This is a genomic window from Stenotrophomonas sp. K-6 (assembly GCF_056861555.1).
Map to the genome: position 1 here is coordinate 143,359 of NZ_JBSPUC010000002.1, position 24,546 is coordinate 167,904.

The following is a 24,546-nucleotide window of genomic DNA, read 5'->3' on the forward strand; positions in this document are numbered from 1 at the left end:
CCGCTTCACCCGCGCAACAACACCTCACGCAGCGCGCCATACGCCGGTGCACAGGCTTCGGCCTGCGCCGGCCGCTCCAGCAGCGCGGCCAAGGCCGGCGGCACCGCCAACGGCGTCCCGATCAACGGTTCCACTACCGACTCGAACTTGGCCGGATGCGCTGTCGCCGCGACCGCCCAGTGACCCTGTGCGCCGGCGGCCCGCAGGTGCTCCAGGCGCGCCACCGCCGTCGCCGTATGCGGGCAGAACACCTCGCCATGCAGATCATGGCGCCGCTTGATCAGTTCGCGGATGGCCGCGTCATCCACCGCTTCGGCAGTGAACGCGCCCCGCAGTGCCACGTCATCGTCGTTGTAGAGCCAGCGCAGCCGCTCGAAATTGCTCGGTGCGCCCACATCCATCGCGTTGGCGATGGTCGCCACGCTGGTCTGTGGCTGGTAGGCCTCACCGTCGAAGTAGCGCGGCAGCACATCGTTGGCATTGGTCGCCAGGGCGATATGCCCCAGCGGCAGGCCCATCGCCCGCGCCAGGATCGCTGCCATCGCATTGCCGAGGTTGCCGGTCGGAATCACCAGGTTGAGCACGTGCCCGGTCTGCGCCTGATGGACCAGCGCGGCGTGTGCGTAGTAGCTCATCTGGGGCAGCCAGCGGCCCAGGCTGATGCTGTTGGCCGAGCTCAGCGGCACCGCGTCCTGCAGCTCGCGATCGCCCAGCGCCTGCTTCACCATCGCTTGGCAATCGTCGAACGATCCAGCAACGCGCAGGGTGTGGATGTTGTCGCCGAAGCACCCCAGCTGATGCGCCTGGCGTGGCGAAACCCGGCCATCGGGGTACAGCACCACCACCCGGATTCCCGGCTGCCGGTGGAAGGCCGCGGCAACGGCTGCCCCGGTGTCGCCCGAGGTGGCGACCACGATCGTCAGCGGACGCTCCCGGCCTTCCTGCAGACGGGCAAGACAGGCCGCGAGGAAGCGCGCACCGAAGTCCTTGAACGCTGCCGTCGGCCCATGGAACAGCTCCAGCACATGGTCATCGACGGTCGCCAGGGGGCGAAGTGGTGCATCGAAGTTGAAGGCCTGTTCGCAGAGTTCAGGCAGCACCTGCTCCAGGGCATCGTCATGGAAATACGGGGCCAGCACGGCTGCAGCCGTCTGCGCGAAAGAACCCTGCGCCGACCAGTGCTGCAGGCGCGGGCGGTGTTCGGGAACATACAGGCCGCCATCCGGGGCAAGACCCGCGGCAAGTGCCTGGCTGAGCGAGGTGGCGGGAGCAGCGTGACGCGTGGAAACGAACTTCATCGGACATCCCAGAGTAGAAAGAGTGGACGCGTCACAGCAGGCGCGCGGCAGGCGCATTCAAGGGCGACACCCAGCCCTGGCTGTCAAAGCCCGCGTCAAGAAATGCCTGCTGGACCGAAGCCTGCGCGGCAAAGGCGGCATCACGCTGCTCGAACCAGGCAAACACGCTCGGCCCTGCGCCGGAAATACTGGCCCCCATCGCACCGGCTGCCAGCGCCGCGTCGCGCGCGGCGACAAATCCGGTGATCAGACCGGCACGGCGCGGCTCGACTAGTACATCACGCAGCCCGGCACGGACCAACGCGGCATCGCCGGTGTAGCAGCCACTGAGCACCAGCGCCAGATTCGCGCTCTGCGCCACGAACTCGCCCAACGCGTAATGCCCCTGCAGCGCGGCGCGCGCGCGGCGGGTTTCCAGCACCGCCTCGGGATGCACCAGCAAGCTGTGCCACGCGGCGGGCACCGGCACTGGCACCAAGCGGTCTGCCGTACTCAGTACCAAGCCACCCAGCAGCATCGGCCCGAGGTTGTCGCCGTGGCGGCCGCCACTGGCCACCGCCTCGCCGGTCAACGCGAACGGATACAGCGCCTCGCGCGACAAGGGCTGCGGTAGCAGCGCATTGGCCGCGACCAGCGCGGCCACGCACGAGGCGGCCGACCCGCCCATGCCCGAGCCCAGGGCGATGCCCTTGTCGATCTCCACCTCGAAGCCGAACGGCAGATCCAGCGCGGCACGCAGCGCGATCAACGCCGCACCGGCGGTGTTGTCCTCGGCCACCAATGGCAGGTCCACCGTGGTGCCGCGGATCGCCTGGATGCGTACGGTAGGCGCCTGGATGCGCCGCACCGTCACGGTATCGCCAACCCCCTCGATGGCATGGCCAAGGATATCGAACCCGACCCCCACGTTGCCGACCGAAGCCGGTGCGAACGCGCGTGCTTCCGTCGTGCTGCCCTCACTCACAGGCGCGCTCCCTCGCCGACCGCCACGCGCAGCACATCGGCGAACACACCGGCGGCCGTCACCTCCGGCCCCGCGCCCGGCCCCTGCACCACCAGCGGGTTGTCGCAGTAGCGGCGGGTGGTGAACTGTACGACGTTGTCGGTCAGGCGCAGGTTGGCAAAGGCATGCCGGGCCGGCAACGCGACCAGACCGACTTCAGCGCCGTCAGGGGTCAGGCGCGCGACGTAACGCAGGACGGCGCCGTCAGCCTTGGCGACTGCCAAACGCTCGGCGAACACCGCATCGATCTGCGGCAGACCGGCCATGAAATCGTCCACGCTGGCCTGGCGCAGGGCTTCCGGCACCAGGCTCTCCACGCGCACCTGCTCCAGGCTGAGCTCCCGGCCCGCCTCACGCGCCAGGATCACCAGCTTGCGCGCGACATCCACGCCGGAGAGATCATCGCGCGGGTCCGGCTCGGTATAGCCCATGCCACGCGCCTGGCTGACCAGCTCGGAGAACGGCACCTGGCCATCGTATTTGTTGAACAGCCACGCCAGCGTGCCGGAGAAAATACCGTCGATGGCCAGCACCTCATCGCCCGTATCGACCAGATCGCGCAGCGTGGTGATCACCGGCAGGCCCGCACCGACCGTCGCCTCGTAACGGAAACGCGCGCCACTGCCGGCCGCTGCCTCGCGGATCGCGTGGTAGCGCTCCAGCGGACCGGCACCGGCCTGTTTGTTCGGGGTGACCACGTGGATGCCGGCGGCCAGCCAGCCGGCATAGCGGTCGGCCACGTCCGCGCTGCCACTGCAGTCGATGATCAGCGCGTGCGGCAGATGCGCGGACAGCAGATGCTCCGTGAACGCGTCCAGATCGCTCGGCTGCGCCGGACCAGACAACGCCGCGCGCCAGTCACCTTTCAGGCCGCGCTCATCCAGCACCATGCGCGTACGCGAGGCGACCGCGCGCAGACGCAGGTCCACATTGGCGCGGCCGAGCAGCTGCACCTGGGCCGCCTGCAGCTGGTCCAGCAGCGCCGCACCCACATTGCCCGGGCCGATCACACCGACCGAGAACGTCTGCGGCGACAGCCAGAACCCCGCATGCGCCGCGCGCAGGGCCTTGGTCGCATGGCGGCTGTCCACCGCCACGGAGATGTTGCGCTCCGACGAGCCCTGCGCGATCGCCAGGATGTTCACCTGCGCGCGGCCCAGCGACTCGAACAGGCGCGCGGCCACGCCGGGCTGGCCGGCCATGCCATCGCCCACCGCGGCCAGCACACTCACGTTGTCGGTCAACTGCACGCGCTGCACCTGGCCCAGGCTCAACTCATGCGCGAACGCCTGCAGCAGCGATTCGCGCGCCCGCACCGCCTCGGCCTGCTTCACCACGCAGCAGATCGAGTGCTCGGAGGAGCCCTGCGAGATCATCACCACCGACACATGCGCATTGCGCAGCGCCGCGAACACACGCTCGGCCGTGCCGGGCACGCCGATCAGGCCGGTGCCTTCCAGGTTGATCACGGCCAGATCCGGACTCAGGGTCAAGCCCTTGATCGGGCCGGACGCGGTGCGTTCGGCGGTGATGCGCGTACCGGGATGGTCCGGGTGGAAGGTGTTGCGGATGATGATCGGCAGGCCGCGCTCGATCGCCGGCGACATCGTCTGCGGGTGCACCACCTTCGCGCCGAAGTAGGCCAGCTCGCACGCCTCGTCGTAGCTCAGCGCTTCGAGCTGCACCGCCTCGGGCACCACGCGCGGATCGGCCGAGAGCACGCCGTCCACATCGGTCCAGATATGCAGCTCATCGGCATTGAACAATGCGGCGAAGATCGCGCCGGAGTAATCGCTGCCGTTGCGGCCCAGCGTGGTGATGCGGTCCTGGCGGTCGCGGGCGACAAAGCCGGTGGCCACGATGCGCGATTGCGGGTGCTGCAGGCGCCACTGGGCCAGACGCTCGGCGCTGCGCACCCAGTCCACGTCCACGCCCAGTTCGCCGCGCTCGATCACCAGCACCTCGCGCGCGTCCAGCACCGCGCAGTCTTCGCCCAGCGTCTGCAGGTACTTGCCCAGCAGCTGGGCCGAGTACACCTCGCCCATGCCCTGCACGCGGTCCAGCACTTCGGTGGGCAGGCCGCCGATCACCGCCAGCGCACCCAGCACCTCGGCCAACTGGTCAAAGCGCTGGTCCAGCCATTCCACCGTTGTCCCGGCGTGTTCGCCCAGCAACGCCACTGCGGCGCCACGGTGGCGGGCACGCAGCGCATGCCAGTGCTCGCGCCAGGCCGACCCGTCTTCCGCCGCCAACGTCGCCACGCCGATCAGTGCATCGGTGACGCCCTTCATCGCCGACACCACGGTGACCTGCGTCGCTTCGTCGCGCGCCAGCAGCAACTGCGCCACATGGCGATAGCGCTCGGCGTCGGCGACCGACGTGCCACCGAACTTGTGGACCACGGTGGTCACACCGGCACGCGAAGCGACAGAGGCGGCAGGCTGGGCGGAGGGTGGAGCGGAAGCGGCGACAGAAGACATGCTGACCTCGATGGGAGGCCCCGCGTCATATCAGGCTTGAGAGTTTCCCCGCCACCTGATCTGGGTGCGGGGCCGTGGTTTTCGGAAATTACGCGAAGACGACGGGCCGCACCAGGCGAGTGGTGGCGGTGGTAATGATGGTGGTACCGGTCGACACGGCCTGGCCGCCCGCGGAGGCGGGAAGGATAAGGCTGACGTGGGCGGCGGGGGTGACCATGGGCCAAGAAAACTACGCCACCGCCCTGCTTGTCAAGTGCTGCGCTGCAAAAGATCGCCACACGCCATCTGCACTGATCGTCGGCCAAAAAGTTGCGAATGACACCATCCAGACAGCACAACGCCTGCCCTACCCCACGTGCTCGGCGACCGCCGCGGGCGGCCGATGCGCGTGCGCGCACATCAGCACGCCCGACACCAGGCAGACGATGGCAACCGTCTCCATCAGCGTCGGCCAGCGCTGCTGCCAGGCAAAGCCGTAGAGCAAGGCGAACAGGGTTTCGAACACGATCATCTGCCCAGTCAGGGTCAGCGGCAGGTTCCGGCTGGCCCGGTTCCAGCACGCGTTGCCGAGCACCGAGGCGACCACCGCCACGCCCGCACTGATCAGCCAGAAATTCAGCCACTCGCCCGGCGGATGCACCGTCGCGCTGGTCAGAAACGCACTCGGCACCAGAACCAGGGCGAGCGCGCCGGTGGTGATGCCCGTCAGCAGCGACCAGTCATGGCCGGACAGATCCGGGCGGCGCGCCAGCCAGCGGCTGTTGCCGATCGAGTACACCGCCCAGGACAACAACGCGCCGACCGCGCACAGCAGACCGAGCAACCTGCGCCCGGCCGAGCCCTGCGCGTGTTCGGCCATCAGGGCTTCATAACCCACCAATGCCACGCCCAGCAGGCAGAGCAGCAGCGCCGGGGCCAGGCGTCGCAGTGGCACCGCACCCTCCTCGCGTACGCCGGCCAGGGTCACGACGACGGGAATCAATCCGACGATCAGCGAGGCGGCCGCACCACCGGCCCACTGCACCGCGTTGGCCAACAGCAGGAAGTACACCAGGTTGCCGGCCAGACTGAGCCACAGCAGTCCACGCCACTCAGCCCAGCCGAGCCGGTCCTTGAGCTGGCGCCAGCGCGGTGCCAGCAGCACGACAGCCATCAGACCGTAGACCAGATAGCGACCCGCCGAGAGCTGCACCGCATTGAAGCTGTGCAGCATCGCCGGGGCCAGGAACACCACGCCCCACAGCGCACCGGCGGCAACGCCGTTGGCGATGCCCACTCCCATTGATCGTTTCATTGCAGCTCGTGCGTGTGCATTGGCCGCGCAGTGTAGGAGCAGCGCGCGGTGGCGTCTTGACCGAGGCTACTGTCTGCGGAACGCCTGCGGGCTCAGTCCGGTTTCCCGGCGCAGGGCACGGGTCAGCGCACTGTGCTCGGAGTACCCGGCATCCAGGGCGATCGTGGCGATGCTGTCGGTGCTGGTCAGCAGGAGATGCTTGGCCCAGCGCAACCGGCAGGCACTCAACCACGCCTGCGGCGGCACCCCAAATTCCTGGACGAAGGCCGCATGCAGGCGACTGCCGCTGATGCCGACCAGTGCCGCCATGCGAGCCACGTTCCAGTCCGCCCCCGGACTGGCCGACAGCCGGGTGCACAGCGCATGCAGCCGTGCCGCGCTGCCGGCAGGTGCGTACTGCTGAAGCAGGGTCGCGAGCAGATCGTCGCTGCCGTGCACGGGCGCACCGGCCAGGCGTTGCCGCAATTTCTCCGGCAGTGCCAGCCACCGCTGGCGGCGCAGATGCTCGAGGGTGTGGTCATCGATCAGACTGGCAGGGCAATCGACGATCAGCATCAGATGGTCGCCGTCGCCCCTCTGCGCGTGCCCCTCACCGGGCGCAACGAACGCTCCCTGCATGACATCCAGCCGACCGCCGGACGCATCGAGTTCGAAATCCAGATCGCCGCGCAGCGGCAGCACCCACTGCGCAAAGTCATGCCGGTCCACATCGCTGGACGTTCCGTAACACCGCAGATGGCAGGCGCTGGCGTGCATGGCGATAGTCTGCGCGCAGGGCGAAGCGCACTGCAAGCTGCGCATCCGCGTACCATGGCAGCCGACCCGAACAACATGGAGCGTTCGCCGTGGCCTGCACCATCGTCCCCCTCAGTGATCGCCCTGACCTGCTGCCGGTCATCGCCGCGTGGTACTTCCAGGAATGGGGCAGCCAGGTTGCAGGACTCACCCTGCTGGACGAGCAGCAACGGCTGGAAGTCTTCCTGCAGGAGGATGAGCTGCCCCTGCTGCTTGTGGCAGTGGAGGGCGAGGTCGCGGTGGCGGCCGCGCAGCTCAAATTCCATGAGCGCACCGAGCGGCCGGAGCGGCTGCACTGGCTGGGGGGCGTCTATGTCCATCCGGCACATCGCGGGCGGGGCCTGGCCGAACACATCATCGCTGAGCTGTTGGCGCGCGGTCGGGCGCTGGGCGTGCGGGATATCTACCTGCAGACCGAAGCCGATGATGGCGGCCTGTACCGCCGGCTGGGGTGGGCACCGCTGGAATCGCTGCAGCATGCCGCGGGCATGCCGGTCCGGATCATGGTCCGCAGCGTGGCAGCCGACCGCGTCGAGTGAACACGCGGTAGCGGCACATTGGATCGAGAGTGAATGCGGCGCCGTTGAACGGCGTCAGCGGAAGCGCACCGGCTGCGGCGCCGGGCGGTCGGCCAGCGAGCCGAGGGTGAACGTATACCCGGCCTCTTCCAGCAGCTTGCGCATGCGCAGTTCCGCGCGCTTGGGATAGGCCAGCGACGTCGGTGCATGCAACGCGTAGGACGTTGATTTCCCGGGCAGCGTTTCGCGGGTCACCGAGGACTGGTTGGTCTCGCACGCGTTGGCCCACAGGTCCATCAGCACCTTCGGGCCGATGGATTGATTGTTGCTGAGACGAAGCGTCAGCCAACGCATGTGTTCCATGTCAAATCCAAGCGGCTCTTTGTCCCGAGTATGCACCAATTCCCCGGTGACCGTTCGCTGCCGTCTGGATGCCACTCCGCCTGGCGCTTGCCCCGTACAAACGAACAGCCCCGGCGGGGGCCGGGGCTGTTCTGTGTACCGCTTCAGGACGCGACGCGGTGGCGACCGTGGGGAATTGCCGCCGCATCGCGGAGCTGAAACTCAGTGCTTCATGGCGTGCTTGCGGTCGCGCATCACGGCATGGCATTCCTGCACCTGCGGCAGCAGACGCTGGACTTCCTGGCGCGCGGCCGGCGAGGTGTCGGCATCGGTCAGGGTGTCCTTGAAGGCCTTCAGCAGGCGATCTTCGGATTCTTCCAGCTCGGCCACGTAGCCGTACTGCTTGTCGCCCAAGGTGGCGCGCACCTTGCCGTAGAACTGCTGCATGGAACCGACGAAGGTGCCATGCTCGGCCGGCTTGCCGCCGGCGGCGACAACGGTGGCGCTCAGCGAGCGGACGATGTCATTCTTGACACCAGCGATACGGGTGAAGAGCGCCGCCAACTCGGCATCTTCGACCTTGCCTGCGGCCTCGGTGTAGAACTCCTGGCCATCGCGGGCGATTTCGATCAGGTCGTTCAAGTTGTGCGCGGTCTTCGATTCGGTATTCACTGCGATGTACTCCTGTTGGTCCGGATTGGCCCGTTGCGTTGTTGTCGGGGTGGGTCGACTTTTCCGCATTGGCCATGAAGTCGGCGTGACACTGAAATGCGAGTGTTCAGCGAGCTCAACGTACTGCGCGACCGATGTGCACGGCGCGTCGTCGAAGCGCGAAATGCGTGTTACTTCTTTCAGCGCGCCAGCAACGGCAACGCCGCCGCATTGCTGGTGGTGTCGTCGGCTGCCAGACCGACACGGTGCTCAAGGCGGCGCAGGAAGTCACTGAAACCGTGCGGCGCACGTGCATGACGGCGGGCGCTGGTCATCACCCGAGGGCAGGCCAGGCGCGCGACGCGCATGCCTGCGCCGTGCATCGCCTGGATCAGGGCGACGTCCTCTCCGGTCGCCAGTGGCGCGAAGCCACCGGACTGCCGATACGCGGCAGCGCTGAAGCCCATGTTGGCACCGTGTACATGCGGGTGGCCATCTACTGCCTGCTCGCCCTGCAGAAACTGCTCGCGCACCGCTTGCGGATAGTCCAGCCAGTCGCCGACGGCTACCACGCCGCAGAACGCTTGCGCACCACATTGCAGCTGCCGCGCCAGCCAGTCCGGCGGCACCACGCTGTCGGCATCGGTGCAGCCGATCCAGCGGGCACCGAGCGCCAACGCACGTTCACTGGCGGCCGCCCGGGCAATGCCGACGCAGCCAGCGTCCACGTTGACCACCTCCACACCCATGCGTTGGCAGATCCACTCGGTGGCATCACTGCAGCGATCGAGCGCAACCACGATCACCACCGGTTCGTCGCGCAGCGCGGGATGCAGGGCCGCCGCCTGCAGTGATTGCAGACATACGGCAATCAGCTGTTCTTCGTTGTGCGCGGGTAGGGTCACAGCGATCATCGCAGCCCCTCACGTGCGGCCACCGAGGTGGTATCGGCGGACCAACCCTCCAGCAGCATGTCCTCGTCACGATAGGAAAAAACACGGGGCAGGCAGGCATCCAGTTGCCCGTGAACGAATGCAGCGCTGCAGCGCGCCTGCTCGAACGGCACGCGCCAGTGGCAGGCAATCACCACGCCCTGCGGTGCAAGCGAGGTAACAACCTGCGCAGCCGTCTGATGCATGTCTTCAGGTGCCAGGTAATAGCCCATCTCGCCAAGCACGATCAGATCGAAACGTCCCGCTGGCCATGCCTGCGGATGACGGGCCTGTTCGATGCTGACGTGGGTCTGCCCCCGCGTCATCGCCCGGGCGGCCAGCACCGCCCCCTTGCTCAGGTCGGTGGCAAGCAGTTGATCGCAGCGCTCGGCCAAGGCTGCGGTCAGTACGCCATTGGCACACCCCAGCTCCCAGCCACGGGCAAAGCGCTCGCGCGGCAGGCTGGCCAGGGTGAGCGCACGCTTGCGCTGTTCGTACCAGCGCGTTCGGTACTGGAAGGGGTCCTCCTCCTCGTACAACGCGTTGAAGTAGGCGACATCACTCATCCGATCAGCACCTCGAAGTTGCGTTCAAACCGCCGCAGTACCGTCGCAGGCAGAATGGGATCGCATTCCAGTCCCTCCACTGCACCGGTCTGGGTGACGAATTGCTGTATGGCCTGCCGCTTGCGTGCTACGAGGGCGTCCTCGAGCGCGACGCGTGTGGCTGGCGCCCAGGCGCTTGGTGCCGCCTGCGGGTCCAGCCAGTGCCAGCCCCACACCGGATACTCCTTCAGGCTGGCACCGCATTCGGCACTGGCCTGTACGCAGGCACGGCCGACCGCTTCATGATCGGGGTGCCCATCGAACCGCCAAGGCGCCAGCACCAGATCCCCCGGCTTGAACACCCTCGACAGCTGTTCGACGATCCACGTCTCGCTGGCAGTCACCGCGCCATCGCCGATATGCCATGACATCCGCTCGGCGCTGGCCAGCCCAAGGCAGCGCAAGGCATCATCGAGTTCGACGGCGCGCGCCGCACGCAGGCGCGCCGGCGACCACGCGGATTGATCGGGATAACAGGCTTCGCCATCGGTGACTGAAATCACCGTGATCGCCACCCCTGCCTGTGCGGCCAGGGCCATCAGGCCACCGCAGGCAAGCACTTCGTCATCCGGGTGCGGCGATACCACCACCAGACACTGAGCGTCGGCGAACAATGCCTCGGGCGATTGGAGCGGCAGCGCTTGCAGCCACTCCGAGGCCGCCCACTGCGCTTCAGTGGCGCCACCGCCTTCGATCTGTCGATTCACAGCGTCCACGCACGTCCCTCGCGGTGCATCAGATTGCCAAGGTGCTGCCAGTCGCGGTCGGCGTGGCTCTGGCGGATGAAGACCGTCAGGTCCGCCCAGCGCAGGGCATGTGCAGGGGCCATGCACATCGGCCCTGGCCCAAGCGCCCTGCCCACCCGGTCCAGCGTCAGGGTAGCGGCGCGCTCCACGGCGCTGCGCGCCCGCACGATCTCGCGCTGATGGGGTTTGTCGGGCTGCGCATCGATCAGCGCGGCCAATTCGCGAAGCAGGGATGCGCAGGGCGACAGCGCCATATCAATCTCACCGAGCAGGCCGGACGCCGTACCCGGTTGATTGGCACGCGCGTTCTGCAGCAGCGGCTCGGCCAGCGCGCTGGCCCCGCCGAACCAACAGGCCGCAATGCCCGCCCCCCCGTGCCAGAAGCCCGGGCGCTGCAGATAGGCATCGCCTGCACCGACTTCGACGGCCGGCACCTGATCGAAGCGTGCCGTGCCACTCGGGACCCGCCCCATGCCCGTGGCCTGCCACGTCTGCGGCAGGAAGCTCACGCTGGCACGGCGCACCGGCACAAGAAACAGGCGCGCGCGATCGTCGTCACGCACCGTCACCAGCGCATGGTCCACCCAGCCCGCACCGGAGCACCACGGCTTGTCGCCGGAGAGCGTCCCGCTTGCGCGATCAAAGCGGAGGGTCGCTGCGGGTCCTTCGGCTGCCCATACCGCCCCGAGACGATCCCGATCCGGGCTCGCTGCGCCCAGTTCCTGGAGGATCGCCTGCGCGTCGTAATGCGCTTCGAGGACCTTGGCCAAGCACAGGTCGCGCGATGCGATATGCGCCAGAGCCTGCCAGCGCCGCAGCGTGTCGCCGCCGCCGGGGGGCGGCAACGAGGGTTGATGTTCGATCCATGCGCGCGCCTGCGCCTGCAGGTCGTCCAGCTCGGTCACCGGCTGTTGTTGCGCAACCGGGGGTGCAGCGGGTGCTACAGCGTTCATATCAAGGCGTGAGGATTACCTTGCGGCAATCCTCCTCTTTACGATCGAAAATCTCGTACCCGCGCGCCGCGTCTTCCAGCGACAGGCGGTGGGTGACGATCACACCCGGGTCCAACCGGCCCTCGCCGATATGGTCGAGCAGCTCCGGCATCAGCTTCTGGACATGGGTCTGGCCCATCTTGAAGGTGAGCCCCTTGTCGAATGCATCGCCGAGCAGGAAGCCGTGAATGAAACCTGCGTACACCCCCGGGATGCTCACCGTGCCACCGCGACGCGTGGCCGCGATGCACTGGCGGATCGCCACGCCGCTGCTGCCTTCCACCTTGAGCGTGGTCAGCGCCGACTCCAGCGCACTGCCTTCCGCTTCGAACCCGACCGCTTCGATCGTGGCATCCACACCGCGGCCATTGGTCTGGGTGATGATGTACTCCGCCGGATCCTCCACCTGGGTGAAATCGATCGGCGTCACGCCGTACGTCTGCTGCGCGAACGCGAGGCGATACGGCAGGTGATCGACCATGAAGATCGTCTCTGCACCGAGCAGGCGGCAGCACGCCGCACTCATCAGGCCAACCGGGCCCGCACCGAAGATCGCCACCGTGGAACCCGGCTTCACGCCTGCATTGATTGCCGCCTGGTAGCCGGTCGGCAGGATGTCGGACAGGAACAGCACCTGCTCATCAGCCAGCGCGTCCGGAATGCGCAACGGCCCGACATTGGCCTTGGGCACGCGCACGAACTCCGCCTGCCCGCCCGAGACGCCGCCATAGAGATGGCTGTAGCCAAACAACGCCGCCGGCGGGCGGATGCCTTTCTGATTTACGGCCGCACCCTTGCCGGTATTGGTGGTCTCGCAGGCCGCGAACTCGGTGAGTCGGCAGTGGAAGCACTCGCCACACGCAATCACAAAGGGGATCACCACGCGGTCGCCCGGGCGCAGATCCATCACGCCCGCGCCCACTTCCTCCACCACGCCCATGAATTCGTGGCCCAGCACGTCGCCGGTATGCAGATCCGGGATCTTGCCGCGGTAAAGATGCAGGTCAGAGCCACAGATCGCCGTGGCGGTGACGCGCAGAATAATGTCGTCCGCAGCGGCCAGCGCGGGATCCGGCACGGTGTCGACCCGTACGTCCTTGCTGCCGTGGTAAGTCAGTGCGCGCATAGCAAACTCCGTGTCCAAGTACCTCTGTGGTACGTGTTACGGCGTGGCAGTGTCGTGACCGCACTGTGTGCGCGGCCTTCATCCCGTCACGTAGCAGGCCGACAGTTCCGCCAGGCGGGCCCCTTGCCCTTGCCCCACAGATAAATCATTCATTCTGCGGGTGCGGTGTCGATGCGGTGGGTGTCACTCTACCGAAGGCGCTGAAGGCGTCTCCGGATCCGGCGGCAGCTCCTGAGGCGGCGATGCAGGCGCGGGATCACCCTCCGGCGGCACCTCCTGCGGCGGCTCATGCGCCGGTGGATCGCCTCGGCCGGGTTCTTCCACCGGCGGCGCGGGCGGCATGGGGTCCGGGGTCGGGTCCGGCACCTGGGCGATCGCATGATCGCGTGGGGTCATCGCTTCACTGTCCAGTGGCATGTACATCGCACGTTGTCCTGTTGTGGGGCGGCTTGGACGCTACGCGGCATCCCGTCAACGTCCAGCGAGGGCAGCACCGCCGCGCGCGAGCCCGAGCGGCGGATCAGTCGTCGCCTCCGGAAGGGCTTTTATGCACCGTGATCTCGCCCGAGGTTTCCAGCACGGCCAGCTCGACCTGCCCGAAGCCCTCACAGCCATTCGCGCGCATCGCCACCTCCAGATCCGCCGGACTGACATTGCAGCGTTTTACCTGCTCCCAGTAGATGGTGCCGTGCCTTGCCAGCACCACGGGCACGCCCTCCACGATCTCGTTGAGCCGTTTGCTGCGCGCACCCAGGAAGCCGACGAACCAGTTCAGGCCGATCAGGGTGGCCGCCAGAATGAGACCGCCTGGCAACGAGGTGTCCTCACCAATCAACGAATTCTGCACGGCCGTGCCCAGCAGCACGATCACCAGGATGTCGAACGGCGTGGACTGGCCCATGGACCGCTTGCCACTCAATCGGGTCAGCAACAGGACCACAACGTAGACCGCGACCGCGCGGAACACGAACTCCCACCATTCCATCCCCAACTCGAACATCTCATGCATCGCGGCAGCCTCCGTGTGGCGAGGCCTGGACGATAGGAACTCACAGGTGAAGCCGGTGGGAGCACCCGCCCTTCACGGCACCCCCGCTCCTGCGTAACAGCGGCAGGGCTAGCGTCGAGCCATTACCGCGCCACCCGTTCGCGCAGGAGACACGCCATGCAGCACGACAAGACCCCGCCCGCCTCCGCCGAAGACGCCCACGCCACGCACAACTGCCCGCCGGCGGAAGGCACCGTCGACAAGAAGCGCACGTCGGAGAACCACGATGAGGCGCTGGAAGAGACCTTCCCGGCCAGTGATCCGATTTCCCCGTTCGTCGCGGCCAAGCCACCGAAGGACGACAAGGACGCGAAAGATCCCGATGCGGCGCACCTGAAGACCCGGAACGAGGGCTGCAACCAGCACGGCCATGGCAAGGGAGGCAAAGCCGGTGAAGGTGAGCCGGATGGCGTGCGCGAGGACGACGGCATTACCCAGCCAAACTTCGGCCAGCACGGTACGGCCGGCAAACAGACGCTGGATCGCTGATCAAACGAGGACCTCTCATGACTACTGCACCGCGAGCACCGGCGACCGAAGAAGATGACCAGCAGAAGAGCCATACCCCGGACAAGCTGAGGAACGATGATGCCCGGTGGAAGGACAAGGACATGCCCGAGGCAGAGCATGGAGCGACGCCTGAGGACTATGAGCGTCCGCCAGCACCGTAGTTTGCGCGGCGCCTCCCCCAGCTGGGCTGGCGATATGCTCTGGAAGGGTATCCGGCTGCAGAACCCACCTGTTTGCCTGTATCCTTGCAGGCCGTTTTGGCCCCGTAGCTCAGCTGGATAGAGCGTCCCCCTCCTAAGGGGAAGGTCGCCCGTTCGAATCGGGCCGGGGTCACCACCATCGGATGCTCTCGCGCCATCGCCTGCCGGGCGGATTACTGCCGCCGTGGGGGTGCCAAGTGGTGCGCTTCACCGCCAGATGAGGCATTGCGCCCCTCTGTTACCATTCGGGGCTGAGCTTGCCGCCCCCCACCCTGCCAGCGGCCAGCGCCTTACAAACGCAACGCAACAGGAGTTTGCATGTCCTCTGACCTGCTCAAGGCCCTCGGCCTCGACGCGACCAACGCTGGCACCTACCTTGGCAACGGCGAGTGGTCCTCGGCCACCAATGCCGGGGTGATCACCCCGGTGAACCCGACCACCGGCGAAGCCATCGCACAGGTCTACGCGACCACCGACGCCGACTACGAAACCATCGTCGCCCGCGCCCAGGAGGCCTTCAAGGTCTGGCGCACCACCCCGGCCCCGCGCCGTGGCGAAGCCGTGCGCCTGTGTGGCGAGGCCCTGCGCGCCAACAAGGATGCCTTGGGCTCCCTGGTCGCGCTGGAAATGGGCAAGAGCAAGCCCGAGGGCGATGGCGAAGTGCAGGAGATGATCGACATCGCCGATTTCGCCGTGGGCCAGAGCCGCATGCTCTATGGCTACACGATGCATTCCGAGCGCCCGGGCCACCGCATGTATGAGCAGTACCAGCCGCTGGGCCTGGTCGGCATCATCAGTGCGTTCAACTTCCCGGTCGCGGTGTGGGCATGGAACTCGTTCCTGGCCACGATCTGCGGCGATATCTGCCTGTGGAAGCCCTCCAACAAGACCCCGCTCACCGCGATCGCCTCCATGCGCATCTGCAATGAAGCGCTGCGTGACGGCGGGTTCCCGGACCTGTTCTTCCTGATCAACGATGCCGGCACCGAGCTGTCGCAGAAGATGGTGGCCGACAAGCGCGTGCCGCTGATCAGCTTCACCGGTTCGACCCAGGTCGGCCGCCAGGTCGCCGAGAAGGTCGCGCATCGTCTGGGCCGCTGCCTGCTGGAGTTGGGCGGCAACAACGCGATCATCCTGGATGAAACCGCCGATCTGAAACTGGCGATCCCGGGCATCGTCTTCGGCGCCGTCGGTACCGCCGGCCAGCGCTGCACCACCACGCGCCGCCTGATCGTGCACGAGTCCATCCATGACGATGTGCTGGCCACGCTGATCAAGGCGTACAAGCAGGTAGAAGGCAAGATCGGCGATCCGACCGACCCGGCCAACCTGATGGGCCCGCTCAACAGCGACGGCGCCGTGCAACAGTTCCTGGCCTCGATCGAGAAGGCCAAGGCCAGCGGCGGCACCGTGCAGACCGGTGGCACCCGCATCGACCGCGCCGGCAACTTCGTGCTGCCGGCCATTGTGACCGGCCTGAAGAACAGCGATGAGGTCGTCCAGCATGAGACCTTCGCCCCGATCCTGTACGTGATGAAGTACAGCACGCTCGACGAAGCGATCGACATGCAGAACGGCGTGCCGCAGGGCCTGTCTTCCTCGATCTTCACCACCAACCTGAAGACCGCCGAGCGCTTCCTCTCGGCCGCGGGTTCGGACTGCGGTATCGCCAACGTCAACATCGGCACTTCGGGTGCGGAGATTGGTGGTGCGTTTGGTGGCGAGAAGGACACCGGCGGTGGCCGTGAGTCCGGCTCGGATGCCTGGAAGGTCTACATGCGCCGCCAGACCAACACCATCAACTACTCCGATTCGCTGCCGCTGGCCCAGGGCATCAAGTTCGACCTGTGATGGAACCCGCGCCCCATCTGCCGGCCGGCCCGCGCCTGGAGTTCACCGGGCGCCGGGTGTTGATCGCCGGCGGCAGCAAGGGCATCGGGCGCGCGGTGGCGCTGGCGTTTGCTTCGGCAGGCGCCCGCGTCTCGGTCTGCGCACGCGGTGAGGCCGGTCTGGCCGCGCTGCGTGCGGATGCCGCGGCCCTGGGTCTGGCCGTGCACACGGCCAGTGCCGATCTCGCCCAGCTGGACGACATCGGCCGCTGGCTGGCCGATGCCGCTCAGGCGCTGGGCGGCATCGATGTGCTGGTCAACAACGCGACCGGTTACGGCATGGCCGACGACGAGGCGGGCTGGGAAGCCAGCTTGAACGTCGACCTGATGGCGGCGGTGCGCGCCTCGCGGCTGGCCCTGCCCTGGCTGCAGCAGTCCAGCGATGCCTGCATTCTCAATCTGGCTTCGATCGCGGCCCAACAGCCGCGCCCGGGTGGCGCGCCGTACGCGGCAGCCAAGGCCGCGCTGATGCACTACACCACCTCGCAGGCCTTGGCGCTGGCGCCGCAGCGGATCCGCGTCAATGCCATTGCTCCGGGCTCGATCGAGTTCGAGGATGGCTTGTGGGCGCGCCGACGCGAGCAGGACCCGGAGCTGTATCGAAATACCCTGGCGAAGATCCCGTTCGGTCGCTTCGGCGAGCCGGCCGCCATCGCCCACGCCGCGCTGTTCCTGTGCTCGCCACTGGCGGGCTGGATCACCGGGCACACCTTGAATGTGGATGGTGGCCAGGTCCTGATGGGATAAACCCGCCGCTGGCCCTATCATCGAACCACCCCACCGCGACCAGGACCTGCATGAGCCTTCCGCCCCGACAAACCAGTGCCATGGCCGTGGTCAGCCTGATCATGGGCATCCTCGGCTGGACCGCCCTGCCCTTCATCGGCAGCATCGCGGCGATCGTCACCGGCCACCTGGCCCGCGCCGAGATCCGCCGCCGCCCACTGGAACTGGAAGGCGACGGCATGGCCCTGGCCGGCCTGATCCTGGGCTGGATCATCGTGATCGGCAGCCTGCTCGCGCTGGTGGTGATCCTGTTGTTCTTCGGCGGACTGGCCTGGTTTGCCGCTTCCCAATCGTGAGGTGCACATGAGCCGCTCGGATTCGACCGAACGCTTCAGCAGTCGGGTGGCCGACTACGTCCGCTACCGTCCCGACTATCCCCCGGCACTGCTGGATTGGCTGCACCACGACATCGGTGTGGCCGCCGAAACGCTGGTCGCCGACATCGGCGCCGGCACCGGCATTTCCACCCGGCTGTTCCTGGCCGCTGGCCACCCGGTCATCGCGGTGGAGCCAAATGCCGCGATGCGCGAGGCCGCCGAACAGTTGCTCGCACCGGACTACCTGCGCCTGAAGATCGCCGACGGCACCGCTGAAGCAACCGGCCTTGCCGATGACAGCGTCGGCCTGGTCGCCGCCGCACAGGCCTTCCACTGGTTTGACACCACCGCGGTACGCCACGAATGGGCGCGGATCCTGCAGCCCGAAGGCATGGCCCTGATCTTCTGGAACTCGCGTCTGCTCGATGCCTCCCCGTTCCTGATCGGCTACGAACAGTTGCTGCTGGAATTCGGCACCGACTACACCGAGGTGGCCGAGCGCTACCAGGACGATGACACCATGCGCGCATGGTTCGGTAACGGCCTGCGTGGGATGGCCCGGCTGCCGAACGTGCAGCGCATGGACCTGGATGGCCTGCGTGGCCGCCTGCTCTCCTCGTCGTATGCCCCGCAGGCCGGTCACCCGCGCCACGCGCCGATGCTGGCCGCGCTGCAGCAGCTGTTCGACGCCCACGCGGTGGACGGCCAGATCGCTTTTGAATACCAAACCCGTGCCTTTGTCGGCACGCTGGACTGATTGAACGCCATGTACTCGTTTGCCCGCCCCTTCCTGTTCGCCCTTGATGCAGAACGCGCCCACGGCCTTGGCCTGAGCGCGCTGGACCTTGCCTATCGCACCGGCACCACGCCGCTGATGGGCCGCCGCATCGACCCGCTGCCGACCAACGCGTTCGGAGTGAGTTTCCCGAATCCGGTGGGTCTGGCCGCCGGCCTGGACAAGAACGGTGAGCACATCGATGCGCTGCTGGCACTGGGCTTCGGCTTCGTGGAGATCGGCACGATCACCCCGCGCCCGCAGGCGGGCAATCCGAAGCCGCGTCTGTTCCGGCTGCCGGACCACCAGGCCATCATCAACCGCATGGGCTTCAACAACCTGGGCGTGGATGCGCTGGTCCGCAATGTCGAGCGCGCCAAGCGCCGCACCGGGCTACTCGGCATCAACATCGGCAAGAACAAGGACACCCCGAACGAACACGCGTTCGACGATTACCAGCACTGCCTGCAGAAGGTGTATCCGCTGGCCGACTACATCACCGTCAACATCTCCTCGCCGAACACCGCCGGCCTGCGCGAGCTGCAGGAAGAGACCGCCCTGCGCCAGCTGATTTCGCAGCTGCGCGACAGCCAGGAAACCCTGGCGGCCAAGCACGGCAAGCGCGTGCCAATGCTGGTCAAGGTCGCTCCGGATCTGAGCGACCGTGACATCGACGCCGCCGCGCGCGTGCTCGGCGAACTCGAGGTGGACGGCGTGATCGCCACGAACACCACCATCGACCGCAGTGCGGTGGCCGGTGACCCGCGTGCCAACGAAGCCGGCGGCCTGTCCGGCGCGCCGCTGCTGGGCCAGTCCACCCTGGTGCTGCGCCGACTGCGCGCGCGCCTGCCCGAATCGATGCCGCTGATCGGCGTGGGCGGTATTCAATCCGGTGCGGATGCGGTGGCCAAGATGGCCGCCGGTGCGGCGCTGGTGCAGTGCTACAGCGGCCTGATCTTCCGTGGCCCGGAGCTGGTGCACGAGTGCGTGGAAGCCATCCGCCGCCGCAGAGAGGCGCCAAGCCGTGGCGCGGTGGCACCGCTGTGAACGACGCCATGACTGCCTGGTCCATTACCGAGAACGCCTCGCTCAAGGCGCTCAACACCTTTCACGTCGACGCCACCGCTGCGCAGCTGCTGGAGGTGTTCGATCCTTCCGTGCTGCCCGAGGTGCTGACGCTGCCGCGCGTCGCCGAACAACCGCTGCTGGTACTGGGCAGCGGCAGCAATGTGCTGATCGCCGACAACGTGGAGGGCACCGTGCTGGTGTTCGCCAACCGCGGCATCGAAATCCTCGAGCACCGCGCCGACCACACCATCGTGCGCGCCGGTGCCGGCGTGAACTGGCATGGCCTGGTGATGTGGTCGCTGCAGAACGGTCTCTCCGGGCTGGAGAACCTGGCCTTGATCCCCGGCACTGCCGGCGCCTCACCGATCCAGAACATCGGCGCCTATGGCGCGCAGGTCGGTGAGTTCATCCAGGCCTTGGATGCCTGGGACCGACACGAAAACGACTGGGTGCGCTTGGATGCCGAAGGCTGCCAGTTCGGTTACCGCGACAGCATCTTCAAGCGCGACCCCGACCGCTACCTGATTACGGCGATCGAACTGCGCCTGCCCCTGCTGCATGGCCTGCGCCTGGGCTATGCCGGGATCGCCGAGGAAATGGCGGCGATGGGTGTGGAGCTGCCGGTGGCCGCCGATGTGGCCAACGCGGTGATCAACATCCGCCGCCGCAAGCTGCCGGATCCGGACGTACTGGGCAACGCAGGCAGCTTCTTCAAGAACCCGATCCTGCCCTTGGAGCAGGTGGAAGTACTACTGCAGCACTTCCCCGAGCTGCCGGTGTTCCCGGCCGACGACGACAGCCGTCGCAAGATCTCCGCGGCCTGGATGATCGAAAGCTGCGGCTGGAAGGGCTACCGCGATGGCGATGCCGGCGTGGCCCCGAGCCATGCGCTGGTGCTGGTCAATTACGGCCAGGCCACCGGTGAAGAACTGCTCGCGTTGGCGCGGCGGATCTCCGCCTCGGTCCTGGAGAAGTTCGGCGTGCCGATCGAACCGGAGCCCAGGCTGATCGGCGCGCAGTGGTGAACCCCGCCCCCGCGTTGCCGGTGGCCACGCCATTGCGGGCCGCCCTGCTGATGCTTGGCAGTACCTTGGCCTTTGGCCTGATGGCGATCGCGATCCGCTACGCCACCCGTTACGTGCCCACCCAGGAAGTGGCGTTCTTCCGCAACGCCTTCGGCCTGCTGGCGCTGCTGCCGATGCTGATCCGCCCGGGCAGCGCGCCGCTGAAGACGCAGCAGCTGCCACGCTACTTCCTGCGCAGTGCGATCGGGCTGGCCTCGATGCTGTGCGCGTTCTGGGCGATCGGACATTTGCCGATCTCCCAGGCGATCTCGCTCTCCTACTCCACACCGCTGTTCGTGACCATCGCTGCCGTGCTGTGGCTGGGCGAGACGGTGCGCATGCGCCGCTGGGCGGCGGTGATCATCGGCTTCATCGGCGTGCTGATCATCGTGCGCCCCGGTTCGACCAGCTTCACCCCTGGCACCCTGGTCGCGGTGGGCGCCGCGGTATTGAGCTCACTGGTGGCGATCCAGATCAAGCAGCTCACCCGTGTCGACAGCGCGGACACGGTGGTGTTCTACACCTATGTGTTCTGGGTGCCGCTGTCGCTGGTGCCGGCCCTCTTCGTGTGGGTCTGGCCGACCGGCCTGGCCTGGGTCTGGCTGGTCGCGACCGGCGTGCTCGGCACGCTGGGCCAGCTCCTCTGGACACGCGCCCTGCGCCTGGGCGAGGTCTCCGCGTTGACCCCGATCAGTTTCATGCAACTGCCGCTGGTGAGCCTGCTGGGCTGGCTGCTGTTCAATGAAACGCTGGACCGTTGGACCGTCATCGGCGCCGGCATCATCCTCGGCGCCAATGCCTACATTGCCCACCGCGAAGCGGTGCTGGCACGCCGAGCGAAATCGCAGGCCGTCACCGCAGCCGCCAAGCCGGGGGAATAGACCCCGCATGGGGTGATGCGTGGATGCTCTCCAGGCTCAATCCGACCCGAACAGATCCCGCGTGTAGACCTTGCTTGCCACGCCCTCCAGCTCCGGCGTCAGCCGGTTGGCGACGACGATGTCCGCCTCGTCCAGGAACGCCACGAGATCATTGACCACGCGGGAGCGGTAGAAGGTCGGCTCGGTCAGCACCGGCTCGTACACGATGACGTCGATGCCCTTGGCCTTGATCCGCTTCATCACGCCCTGCACCGCCGAGGCGCGGAAGTTGTCCGAGCCGGCCTTCATCACCAGCCGGTAGATGCCCACCACTTTCGGGTTGCGCGCCACGATGTCATCGGCGATGAAATCCTTGCGCGTGCGGTTGGCCTCGACGATGGCGTGGATCAGGTTCTGCGGCACCTTGCTGTAGTTCGCCAGCAACTGCTTTGTGTCCTTGGGCAGGCAGTAACCGCCGTAGCCGAAGGACGGGTTGTTGTAATGACCGCCGATGCGCGGATCCAGGCTGACGCCTTCGATCATCTGGCGCGTATCCAGCCCGTGCGCACTGGCGTAGGTATCCAGTTCGTTGAAGTAGGCCACCCGCATTGCCAGGTAGGTATTGGAGAACAGCTTGATCGCCTCCGCCTCGGTGGCATCGGTGAACAGCACCGGCACGTCCTTCTTGATCGCGCCTTCTTTCAGCAGGTCGGCAAACACCGCGGCGCGCTCGGACCGCTCGCCCACGATGATCCGGCTCGGGTGCAGGTTGTCGTGCAGCGCGCGGCCTTCGCGGAGGAATTCCGGCGAGAACAGAATGTTGTCGGTGTTGAACCTGGCCCGCAGCGCGGCCGTGCAGCCGACCGGCACGGTCGACTTGACCACGATGACCGCCGACGGATGGATCCGCACCACATCGGCGATCACTGCCTCGACCGAGCCGGTGTTGAAGTAGTTCGAGGTGGGGTCGTAATCGGTCGGCGTAGCGACGATGACGAAGTCCGCACCTTCATAGGCCTGCGCAGGATCCAGCGTGGCGGTGAGGTTCAGCGCGCGATGGGCGAGAAAATCCTCGATCTCGGCATCCTCGATGGGCGACTGGCGGGCATTGATCATCGTCACCTTGGCCGGGTCGATGTCCAACGCCACCACCTCGTGATGCTGCGCGAGCAGCACCGCGTTGGACAGGCCTACGTATCCGGTTCCGGCGACGGCAATCTTCATTGAGGTCTTTCGTTGACAGCGTCCTGCGTGAACGGCGGATGTTATCAAACGCCGTGTGTTGGACCGTCCGCGCAGGGGGGCGGCAGGATGGCTGTGCATGCTGCTTCCTGCGGTGCCGGTCTCCCGGCCCCGTCTTCCGTGGTGGAGACCCGACTTACAGACACATGCTTCACTACGCGCCACTATTGGCGCTTTAAACTCGATTTTACTGAATAATGCGCCATATCTGACACCTTACTGTGAACAGAATATAGTTCACATAACGCGTCATACTTGACGCCTTATCCAGATAGTGCGATACAAAGCGTCAGGAGGGTCACTTTATGGCGATCACTGATCTGATGACAGACGAGGCAGTCCTGGTTGAGCTGGGGCAACGTCTTGCCCGCGCGCGGCTTTCACAGGGCATCACCCAGGAGCAGCTCGCCGATGCCGCGGGCGTCTCCAAGCGCACCGTGCAGCGGCTGGAAGACGGCACGCCCGCCCAGCTGGCGAATCTGATCCGTTGCCTGCGCGCGCTCGGCAGGCTGGATGCGCTGGACGTGATGCTGCCCAGCGACGGCCCCAATCCGATCGATCTGCTGGAGCGCCGCGGCCACCCGCGCCAGCGCGCGCGACCGGCGGTGGCAGAGCCCGCACCGGCCAAGCCTTGGACCTGGGGCGATGAGCAATGAGCACCACGGCGGAGGTGCGCCTGTGGGGCAGCCGGATCGGTGCGGTGACGCTGGCCGACGGCGAGCGGATCGCACAATTTGCCTACGACCCGGCCTTCGCGCGGTCCAGCATCGAGGTCGCCCCGCTGACCCTGCCGCTCGCGGCGGATCGGATCTACAGCTTCCCCTCCCTCAACCCGGCAAGCTTCCATGGCCTGCCCGGCCTGCTCGCCGACGCCCTGCCGGACAAGTACGGCAATACCCTGATCAACGCGTGGCTGGCCACCCAGGGCCGCACGCCGGACAGCTTCAATGCGGTGGAGCGGCTGTGCTACACCGGCGCGCGCGGCATGGGCGCGCTGGAGTTCTCGCCGGTACATGGTCCGCGCGTGCGCACGGCACACAAAATCCAGATCGATGCGCTGGTCGCACTGGCCACCGAGGTCCTGAGCAACCGCGACAACCTGCGCGCCTCGTTCGGCGATGAAGAACGTGCCGATGCGCTGCGCGACATTCTGCGCGTGGGTACCTCGGCCGGTGGCGCACGCGCCAAGGCCGTGATCGCCTGGAACGAAGACACCGGTGAGGTCCGATCGGGCCAGGCCGCGGCCGCGGCAGGCTTCAGCTACTGGCTGCTCAAGTTCGATGGCGTCCAGAACAACCGCGACAAGGAACTGGCGGACCCCAAGGGCTACGGCGTGGTCGAGTACGCGTACGCACTGATGGCGCGTGATGCGGGCATCCAGATCAGCGAGTGCCGGCTGCTGGAGGAAGGCGGCCGCCGCCATTTCATGACCCAACGCTTTGATCGCACCGATGCCGGGGGTAAGCGCCATATGCAGTCGTTGGCGGCGATGGCCCACGTCGACTTCAATGATCCCACGGCGTACTCCTACGAGCAGGCCTTGCTGGTCATGCGCCAGTTGCGCCTGCCCATGGCGCAGCTGGAGGAACAGTTCCGGCGGATGGTGTTCAACGTGGTCGCGCGCAACCAGGACGACCACGTCAAGAATATCGCCTACCTGATGGATCGGCAGGGCCAGTGGTCGCTGTCGCCCGCGTTCGACATCACCTGGGCATACAACCCGGACGGCGACTGGACGGCCCGGCACCAGATGTCGATCAACGGCAAGCGCGAGGGGTTCGATCTGGCCGACCTGGCCGCCTGTGCCGCGACGGCCTCGATCAATGCCCGCCGCGCCCGGGACATCATCGAGCAGGTCCGGCAAAGCGTGCTGCGCTGGCCGCAGTTTGCCGATCAGGTCGGCGTCGCCGAGGTCTGGCGCGATCAGATCCGCGGCAGCCTGCGCACGGACATTCGCTGAGCTGCGCATTCAGATCGCCAACCCGGCCACTGAGGGGCGCGCTCA

Annotated in this window: 27 protein-coding genes and 1 tRNA gene; 13 read left to right on the top strand and 15 right to left on the bottom strand. The window is 66.9% G+C overall.

Features of this window, described 5'->3' with window-relative positions:
• Positions 1–5: 5 nt before the first annotated feature.
• The 5 genes from thrC to AC13F7_RS06020 form a co-directional block, all read right to left on the bottom strand.
• Positions 6–1,298: a threonine synthase gene (gene thrC, locus AC13F7_RS06000; RefSeq protein WP_482999565.1), complete on the bottom strand. Its 1,293-nt coding sequence runs from the start codon at positions 1,296–1,298 to the stop codon at positions 6–8.
• Between the two features lie 31 nt (positions 1,299–1,329).
• Positions 1,330–2,262, bottom strand: coding sequence for a homoserine kinase (locus AC13F7_RS06005; protein WP_481468291.1), 933 nt, complete (start codon positions 2,260–2,262; stop codon positions 1,330–1,332).
• On the bottom strand, positions 2,259–4,781 hold the full coding sequence (thrA, locus tag AC13F7_RS06010) for a bifunctional aspartate kinase/homoserine dehydrogenase I (protein WP_482999566.1): 2,523 nt from the start codon (positions 4,779–4,781) through the stop codon (positions 2,259–2,261). The genes AC13F7_RS06005 and thrA overlap by 4 nt, the downstream gene beginning before the upstream one ends.
• Positions 4,782–5,127: 346 nt before the next feature.
• Positions 5,128–6,075 carry a DMT family transporter gene (locus AC13F7_RS06015; protein WP_482999567.1) on the bottom strand — a complete coding sequence of 316 codons (948 nt, stop codon included), beginning with the start codon at positions 6,073–6,075 and terminating at the stop codon, positions 5,128–5,130.
• Between the two features lie 66 nt (positions 6,076–6,141).
• Positions 6,142–6,831, bottom strand: coding sequence for a helix-turn-helix domain-containing protein (locus AC13F7_RS06020; RefSeq protein WP_482999568.1), 690 nt, complete (start codon positions 6,829–6,831; stop codon positions 6,142–6,144).
• A gap of 89 nt (positions 6,832–6,920) precedes the next feature.
• Here AC13F7_RS06020 and AC13F7_RS06025 point away from each other — a divergent pair, with 89 nt between their 5' ends.
• Positions 6,921–7,409 (top strand): GNAT family N-acetyltransferase, encoded by a 489-nt coding sequence (locus AC13F7_RS06025; protein WP_482999569.1) that lies wholly within the window; start codon positions 6,921–6,923, stop codon positions 7,407–7,409.
• Between the two features lie 54 nt (positions 7,410–7,463).
• Here the strand turns inward: AC13F7_RS06025 and AC13F7_RS06030 are convergent, their stop codons facing one another.
• The 9 genes from AC13F7_RS06030 to AC13F7_RS06070 all read right to left on the bottom strand — a co-directional run bounded on the left by AC13F7_RS06030 (position 7,464) and on the right by AC13F7_RS06070 (position 13,791).
• Positions 7,464–7,751, bottom strand: coding sequence for a hypothetical protein (locus AC13F7_RS06030; protein ID WP_046272599.1), 288 nt, complete (start codon positions 7,749–7,751; stop codon positions 7,464–7,466).
• A gap of 201 nt (positions 7,752–7,952) precedes the next feature.
• Entirely contained in the window at positions 7,953–8,402 is a 450-nt protein-coding gene (locus AC13F7_RS06035) for a PA2169 family four-helix-bundle protein (protein WP_481468301.1), read from the bottom strand.
• A 179-nt stretch (positions 8,403–8,581) separates the two neighbouring features.
• A complete protein-coding gene (locus AC13F7_RS06040) occupies positions 8,582–9,295 on the bottom strand; it encodes a glycosyltransferase family 2 protein (protein ID WP_482999570.1) in 714 nt (237 codons plus the stop codon).
• Positions 9,292–9,879, bottom strand: coding sequence for an SAM-dependent methyltransferase (locus AC13F7_RS06045; protein WP_481468305.1), 588 nt, complete (start codon positions 9,877–9,879; stop codon positions 9,292–9,294). The genes AC13F7_RS06040 and AC13F7_RS06045 overlap by 4 nt, the downstream gene beginning before the upstream one ends.
• Positions 9,876–10,625 carry a PIG-L deacetylase family protein gene (locus AC13F7_RS06050; protein WP_482999571.1) on the bottom strand — a complete coding sequence of 250 codons (750 nt, stop codon included), beginning with the start codon at positions 10,623–10,625 and terminating at the stop codon, positions 9,876–9,878. Before AC13F7_RS06050 ends, AC13F7_RS06045 begins: the two co-directional genes overlap by 4 nt.
• The gene (locus AC13F7_RS06055; protein ID WP_482999572.1) at positions 10,622–11,617 is read right to left on the bottom strand and encodes an acyl-CoA dehydrogenase; all 996 of its coding nucleotides are present in this window, start codon (positions 11,615–11,617) and stop codon (positions 10,622–10,624) included. Before AC13F7_RS06055 ends, AC13F7_RS06050 begins: the two co-directional genes overlap by 4 nt.
• A 1-nt stretch (position 11,618) precedes the next feature.
• On the bottom strand, positions 11,619–12,782 hold the full coding sequence (locus AC13F7_RS06060) for a zinc-dependent alcohol dehydrogenase (RefSeq protein WP_482999573.1): 1,164 nt from the start codon (positions 12,780–12,782) through the stop codon (positions 11,619–11,621).
• A gap of 183 nt (positions 12,783–12,965) precedes the next feature.
• The gene (locus tag AC13F7_RS06065; protein ID WP_482999574.1) at positions 12,966–13,205 is read right to left on the bottom strand and encodes a hypothetical protein; all 240 of its coding nucleotides are present in this window, start codon (positions 13,203–13,205) and stop codon (positions 12,966–12,968) included.
• Positions 13,206–13,302: 97 nt separating this feature from the next.
• Entirely contained in the window at positions 13,303–13,791 is a 489-nt protein-coding gene (locus AC13F7_RS06070) for a DUF421 domain-containing protein (RefSeq protein WP_482999575.1), read from the bottom strand.
• A gap of 156 nt (positions 13,792–13,947) precedes the next feature.
• On the opposite strand from AC13F7_RS06070, the gene AC13F7_RS06075 reads away from it, so the two are divergent.
• The 10 genes from AC13F7_RS06075 (at position 13,948) to AC13F7_RS06120 (ending at position 21,320) form a co-directional block, all read left to right on the top strand.
• The gene (locus AC13F7_RS06075) at positions 13,948–14,319 is read left to right on the top strand and encodes a hypothetical protein (RefSeq protein ID WP_482999576.1); all 372 of its coding nucleotides are present in this window, start codon (positions 13,948–13,950) and stop codon (positions 14,317–14,319) included.
• A 17-nt stretch (positions 14,320–14,336) separates the two neighbouring features.
• Complete coding sequence (locus tag AC13F7_RS06080; RefSeq protein WP_482999577.1) at positions 14,337–14,501, top strand: hypothetical protein; 165 nt, start codon at positions 14,337–14,339, stop codon at positions 14,499–14,501.
• 98 nt (positions 14,502–14,599) lie between these two features.
• Positions 14,600–14,676 (top strand) — tRNA-Arg (locus tag AC13F7_RS06085).
• Positions 14,677–14,858: 182 nt separating this feature from the next.
• Positions 14,859–16,391: an L-piperidine-6-carboxylate dehydrogenase gene (gene amaB, locus AC13F7_RS06090; RefSeq protein ID WP_482999578.1), complete on the top strand. Its 1,533-nt coding sequence runs from the start codon at positions 14,859–14,861 to the stop codon at positions 16,389–16,391.
• Entirely contained in the window at positions 16,391–17,176 is a 786-nt protein-coding gene (locus AC13F7_RS06095; protein WP_482999579.1) for an SDR family NAD(P)-dependent oxidoreductase, read from the top strand. The genes amaB and AC13F7_RS06095 overlap by 1 nt, the downstream gene beginning before the upstream one ends.
• Before the next feature lie 50 nt (positions 17,177–17,226).
• The gene (locus tag AC13F7_RS06100; RefSeq protein WP_259261038.1) at positions 17,227–17,511 is read left to right on the top strand and encodes a DUF4190 domain-containing protein; all 285 of its coding nucleotides are present in this window, start codon (positions 17,227–17,229) and stop codon (positions 17,509–17,511) included.
• 7 nt (positions 17,512–17,518) lie between these two features.
• Positions 17,519–18,289, top strand: coding sequence for a class I SAM-dependent methyltransferase (locus AC13F7_RS06105; protein WP_482999580.1), 771 nt, complete (start codon positions 17,519–17,521; stop codon positions 18,287–18,289).
• 9 nt (positions 18,290–18,298) lie between these two features.
• Positions 18,299–19,354: a quinone-dependent dihydroorotate dehydrogenase gene (locus tag AC13F7_RS06110; RefSeq protein WP_481468324.1), complete on the top strand. Its 1,056-nt coding sequence runs from the start codon at positions 18,299–18,301 to the stop codon at positions 19,352–19,354.
• Positions 19,351–20,400, top strand: coding sequence for a UDP-N-acetylmuramate dehydrogenase (murB, locus tag AC13F7_RS06115; protein ID WP_482999581.1), 1,050 nt, complete (start codon positions 19,351–19,353; stop codon positions 20,398–20,400). The genes AC13F7_RS06110 and murB overlap by 4 nt, the downstream gene beginning before the upstream one ends.
• 32 nt (positions 20,401–20,432) lie before the next feature.
• Entirely contained in the window at positions 20,433–21,320 is an 888-nt protein-coding gene (locus AC13F7_RS06120) for a DMT family transporter (protein WP_353084521.1), read from the top strand.
• A gap of 36 nt (positions 21,321–21,356) precedes the next feature.
• Here the strand turns inward: AC13F7_RS06120 and AC13F7_RS06125 are convergent, their stop codons facing one another.
• Positions 21,357–22,523 (bottom strand): nucleotide sugar dehydrogenase, encoded by a 1,167-nt coding sequence (locus tag AC13F7_RS06125; protein WP_482999582.1) that lies wholly within the window; start codon positions 22,521–22,523, stop codon positions 21,357–21,359.
• Positions 22,524–22,846: 323 nt separating this feature from the next.
• Here AC13F7_RS06125 and AC13F7_RS06130 point away from each other — a divergent pair, with 323 nt between their 5' ends.
• Both AC13F7_RS06130 and AC13F7_RS06135 read left to right on the top strand, forming a co-directional pair.
• Positions 22,847–23,197, top strand: a complete 351-nt coding sequence (locus tag AC13F7_RS06130) for a helix-turn-helix domain-containing protein (RefSeq protein WP_481468328.1) — start codon at positions 22,847–22,849, stop codon at positions 23,195–23,197.
• The gene (locus tag AC13F7_RS06135) at positions 23,194–24,501 is read left to right on the top strand and encodes a type II toxin-antitoxin system HipA family toxin (protein WP_482999583.1); all 1,308 of its coding nucleotides are present in this window, start codon (positions 23,194–23,196) and stop codon (positions 24,499–24,501) included. Before AC13F7_RS06130 ends, AC13F7_RS06135 begins: the two co-directional genes overlap by 4 nt.
• Positions 24,502–24,546: the final 45 nt, after the last annotated feature.

Excerpts from the sequence above, each read along its gene's own strand:
- AC13F7_RS06100 (WP_259261038.1), top strand. The coding sequence starts at position 17,227 with ATGAGCCTTCCGCCCCGACAAACCAGTGCCATGGCCGTGGTCAGCCTG.
- AC13F7_RS06060 (WP_482999573.1), bottom strand. The coding sequence starts at position 12,782 with ATGCGCGCACTGACTTACCACGGCAGCAAGGACGTACGGGTCGACACC.
- AC13F7_RS06075 (WP_482999576.1), top strand. The coding sequence starts at position 13,948 with ATGCAGCACGACAAGACCCCGCCCGCCTCCGCCGAAGACGCCCACGCC.
- AC13F7_RS06055 (WP_482999572.1), bottom strand. The coding sequence starts at position 11,617 with ATGAACGCTGTAGCACCCGCTGCACCCCCGGTTGCGCAACAACAGCCG.
- AC13F7_RS06110 (WP_481468324.1), top strand. The coding sequence starts at position 18,299 with ATGTACTCGTTTGCCCGCCCCTTCCTGTTCGCCCTTGATGCAGAACGC.
- thrC (WP_482999565.1), bottom strand. The coding sequence starts at position 1,298 with ATGAAGTTCGTTTCCACGCGTCACGCTGCTCCCGCCACCTCGCTCAGC.
- AC13F7_RS06105 (WP_482999580.1), top strand. The coding sequence starts at position 17,519 with ATGAGCCGCTCGGATTCGACCGAACGCTTCAGCAGTCGGGTGGCCGAC.
- thrA (WP_482999566.1), bottom strand. The coding sequence starts at position 4,781 with ATGTCTTCTGTCGCCGCTTCCGCTCCACCCTCCGCCCAGCCTGCCGCC.
- AC13F7_RS06125 (WP_482999582.1), bottom strand. The coding sequence starts at position 22,523 with ATGAAGATTGCCGTCGCCGGAACCGGATACGTAGGCCTGTCCAACGCG.
- AC13F7_RS06065 (WP_482999574.1), bottom strand. The coding sequence starts at position 13,205 with ATGTACATGCCACTGGACAGTGAAGCGATGACCCCACGCGATCATGCG.
- AC13F7_RS06095 (WP_482999579.1), top strand. The coding sequence starts at position 16,391 with ATGGAACCCGCGCCCCATCTGCCGGCCGGCCCGCGCCTGGAGTTCACC.
- amaB (WP_482999578.1), top strand. The coding sequence starts at position 14,859 with ATGTCCTCTGACCTGCTCAAGGCCCTCGGCCTCGACGCGACCAACGCT.
- AC13F7_RS06130 (WP_481468328.1), top strand. The coding sequence starts at position 22,847 with ATGGCGATCACTGATCTGATGACAGACGAGGCAGTCCTGGTTGAGCTG.
- AC13F7_RS06030 (WP_046272599.1), bottom strand. The coding sequence starts at position 7,751 with ATGGAACACATGCGTTGGCTGACGCTTCGTCTCAGCAACAATCAATCC.
- AC13F7_RS06135 (WP_482999583.1), top strand. The coding sequence starts at position 23,194 with ATGAGCACCACGGCGGAGGTGCGCCTGTGGGGCAGCCGGATCGGTGCG.
- AC13F7_RS06040 (WP_482999570.1), bottom strand. The coding sequence starts at position 9,295 with ATGATCGCTGTGACCCTACCCGCGCACAACGAAGAACAGCTGATTGCC.
- AC13F7_RS06015 (WP_482999567.1), bottom strand. The coding sequence starts at position 6,075 with ATGAAACGATCAATGGGAGTGGGCATCGCCAACGGCGTTGCCGCCGGT.
- AC13F7_RS06045 (WP_481468305.1), bottom strand. The coding sequence starts at position 9,879 with ATGAGTGATGTCGCCTACTTCAACGCGTTGTACGAGGAGGAGGACCCC.
- AC13F7_RS06070 (WP_482999575.1), bottom strand. The coding sequence starts at position 13,791 with ATGCATGAGATGTTCGAGTTGGGGATGGAATGGTGGGAGTTCGTGTTC.
- AC13F7_RS06080 (WP_482999577.1), top strand. The coding sequence starts at position 14,337 with ATGACTACTGCACCGCGAGCACCGGCGACCGAAGAAGATGACCAGCAG.
- AC13F7_RS06020 (WP_482999568.1), bottom strand. The coding sequence starts at position 6,831 with ATGCACGCCAGCGCCTGCCATCTGCGGTGTTACGGAACGTCCAGCGAT.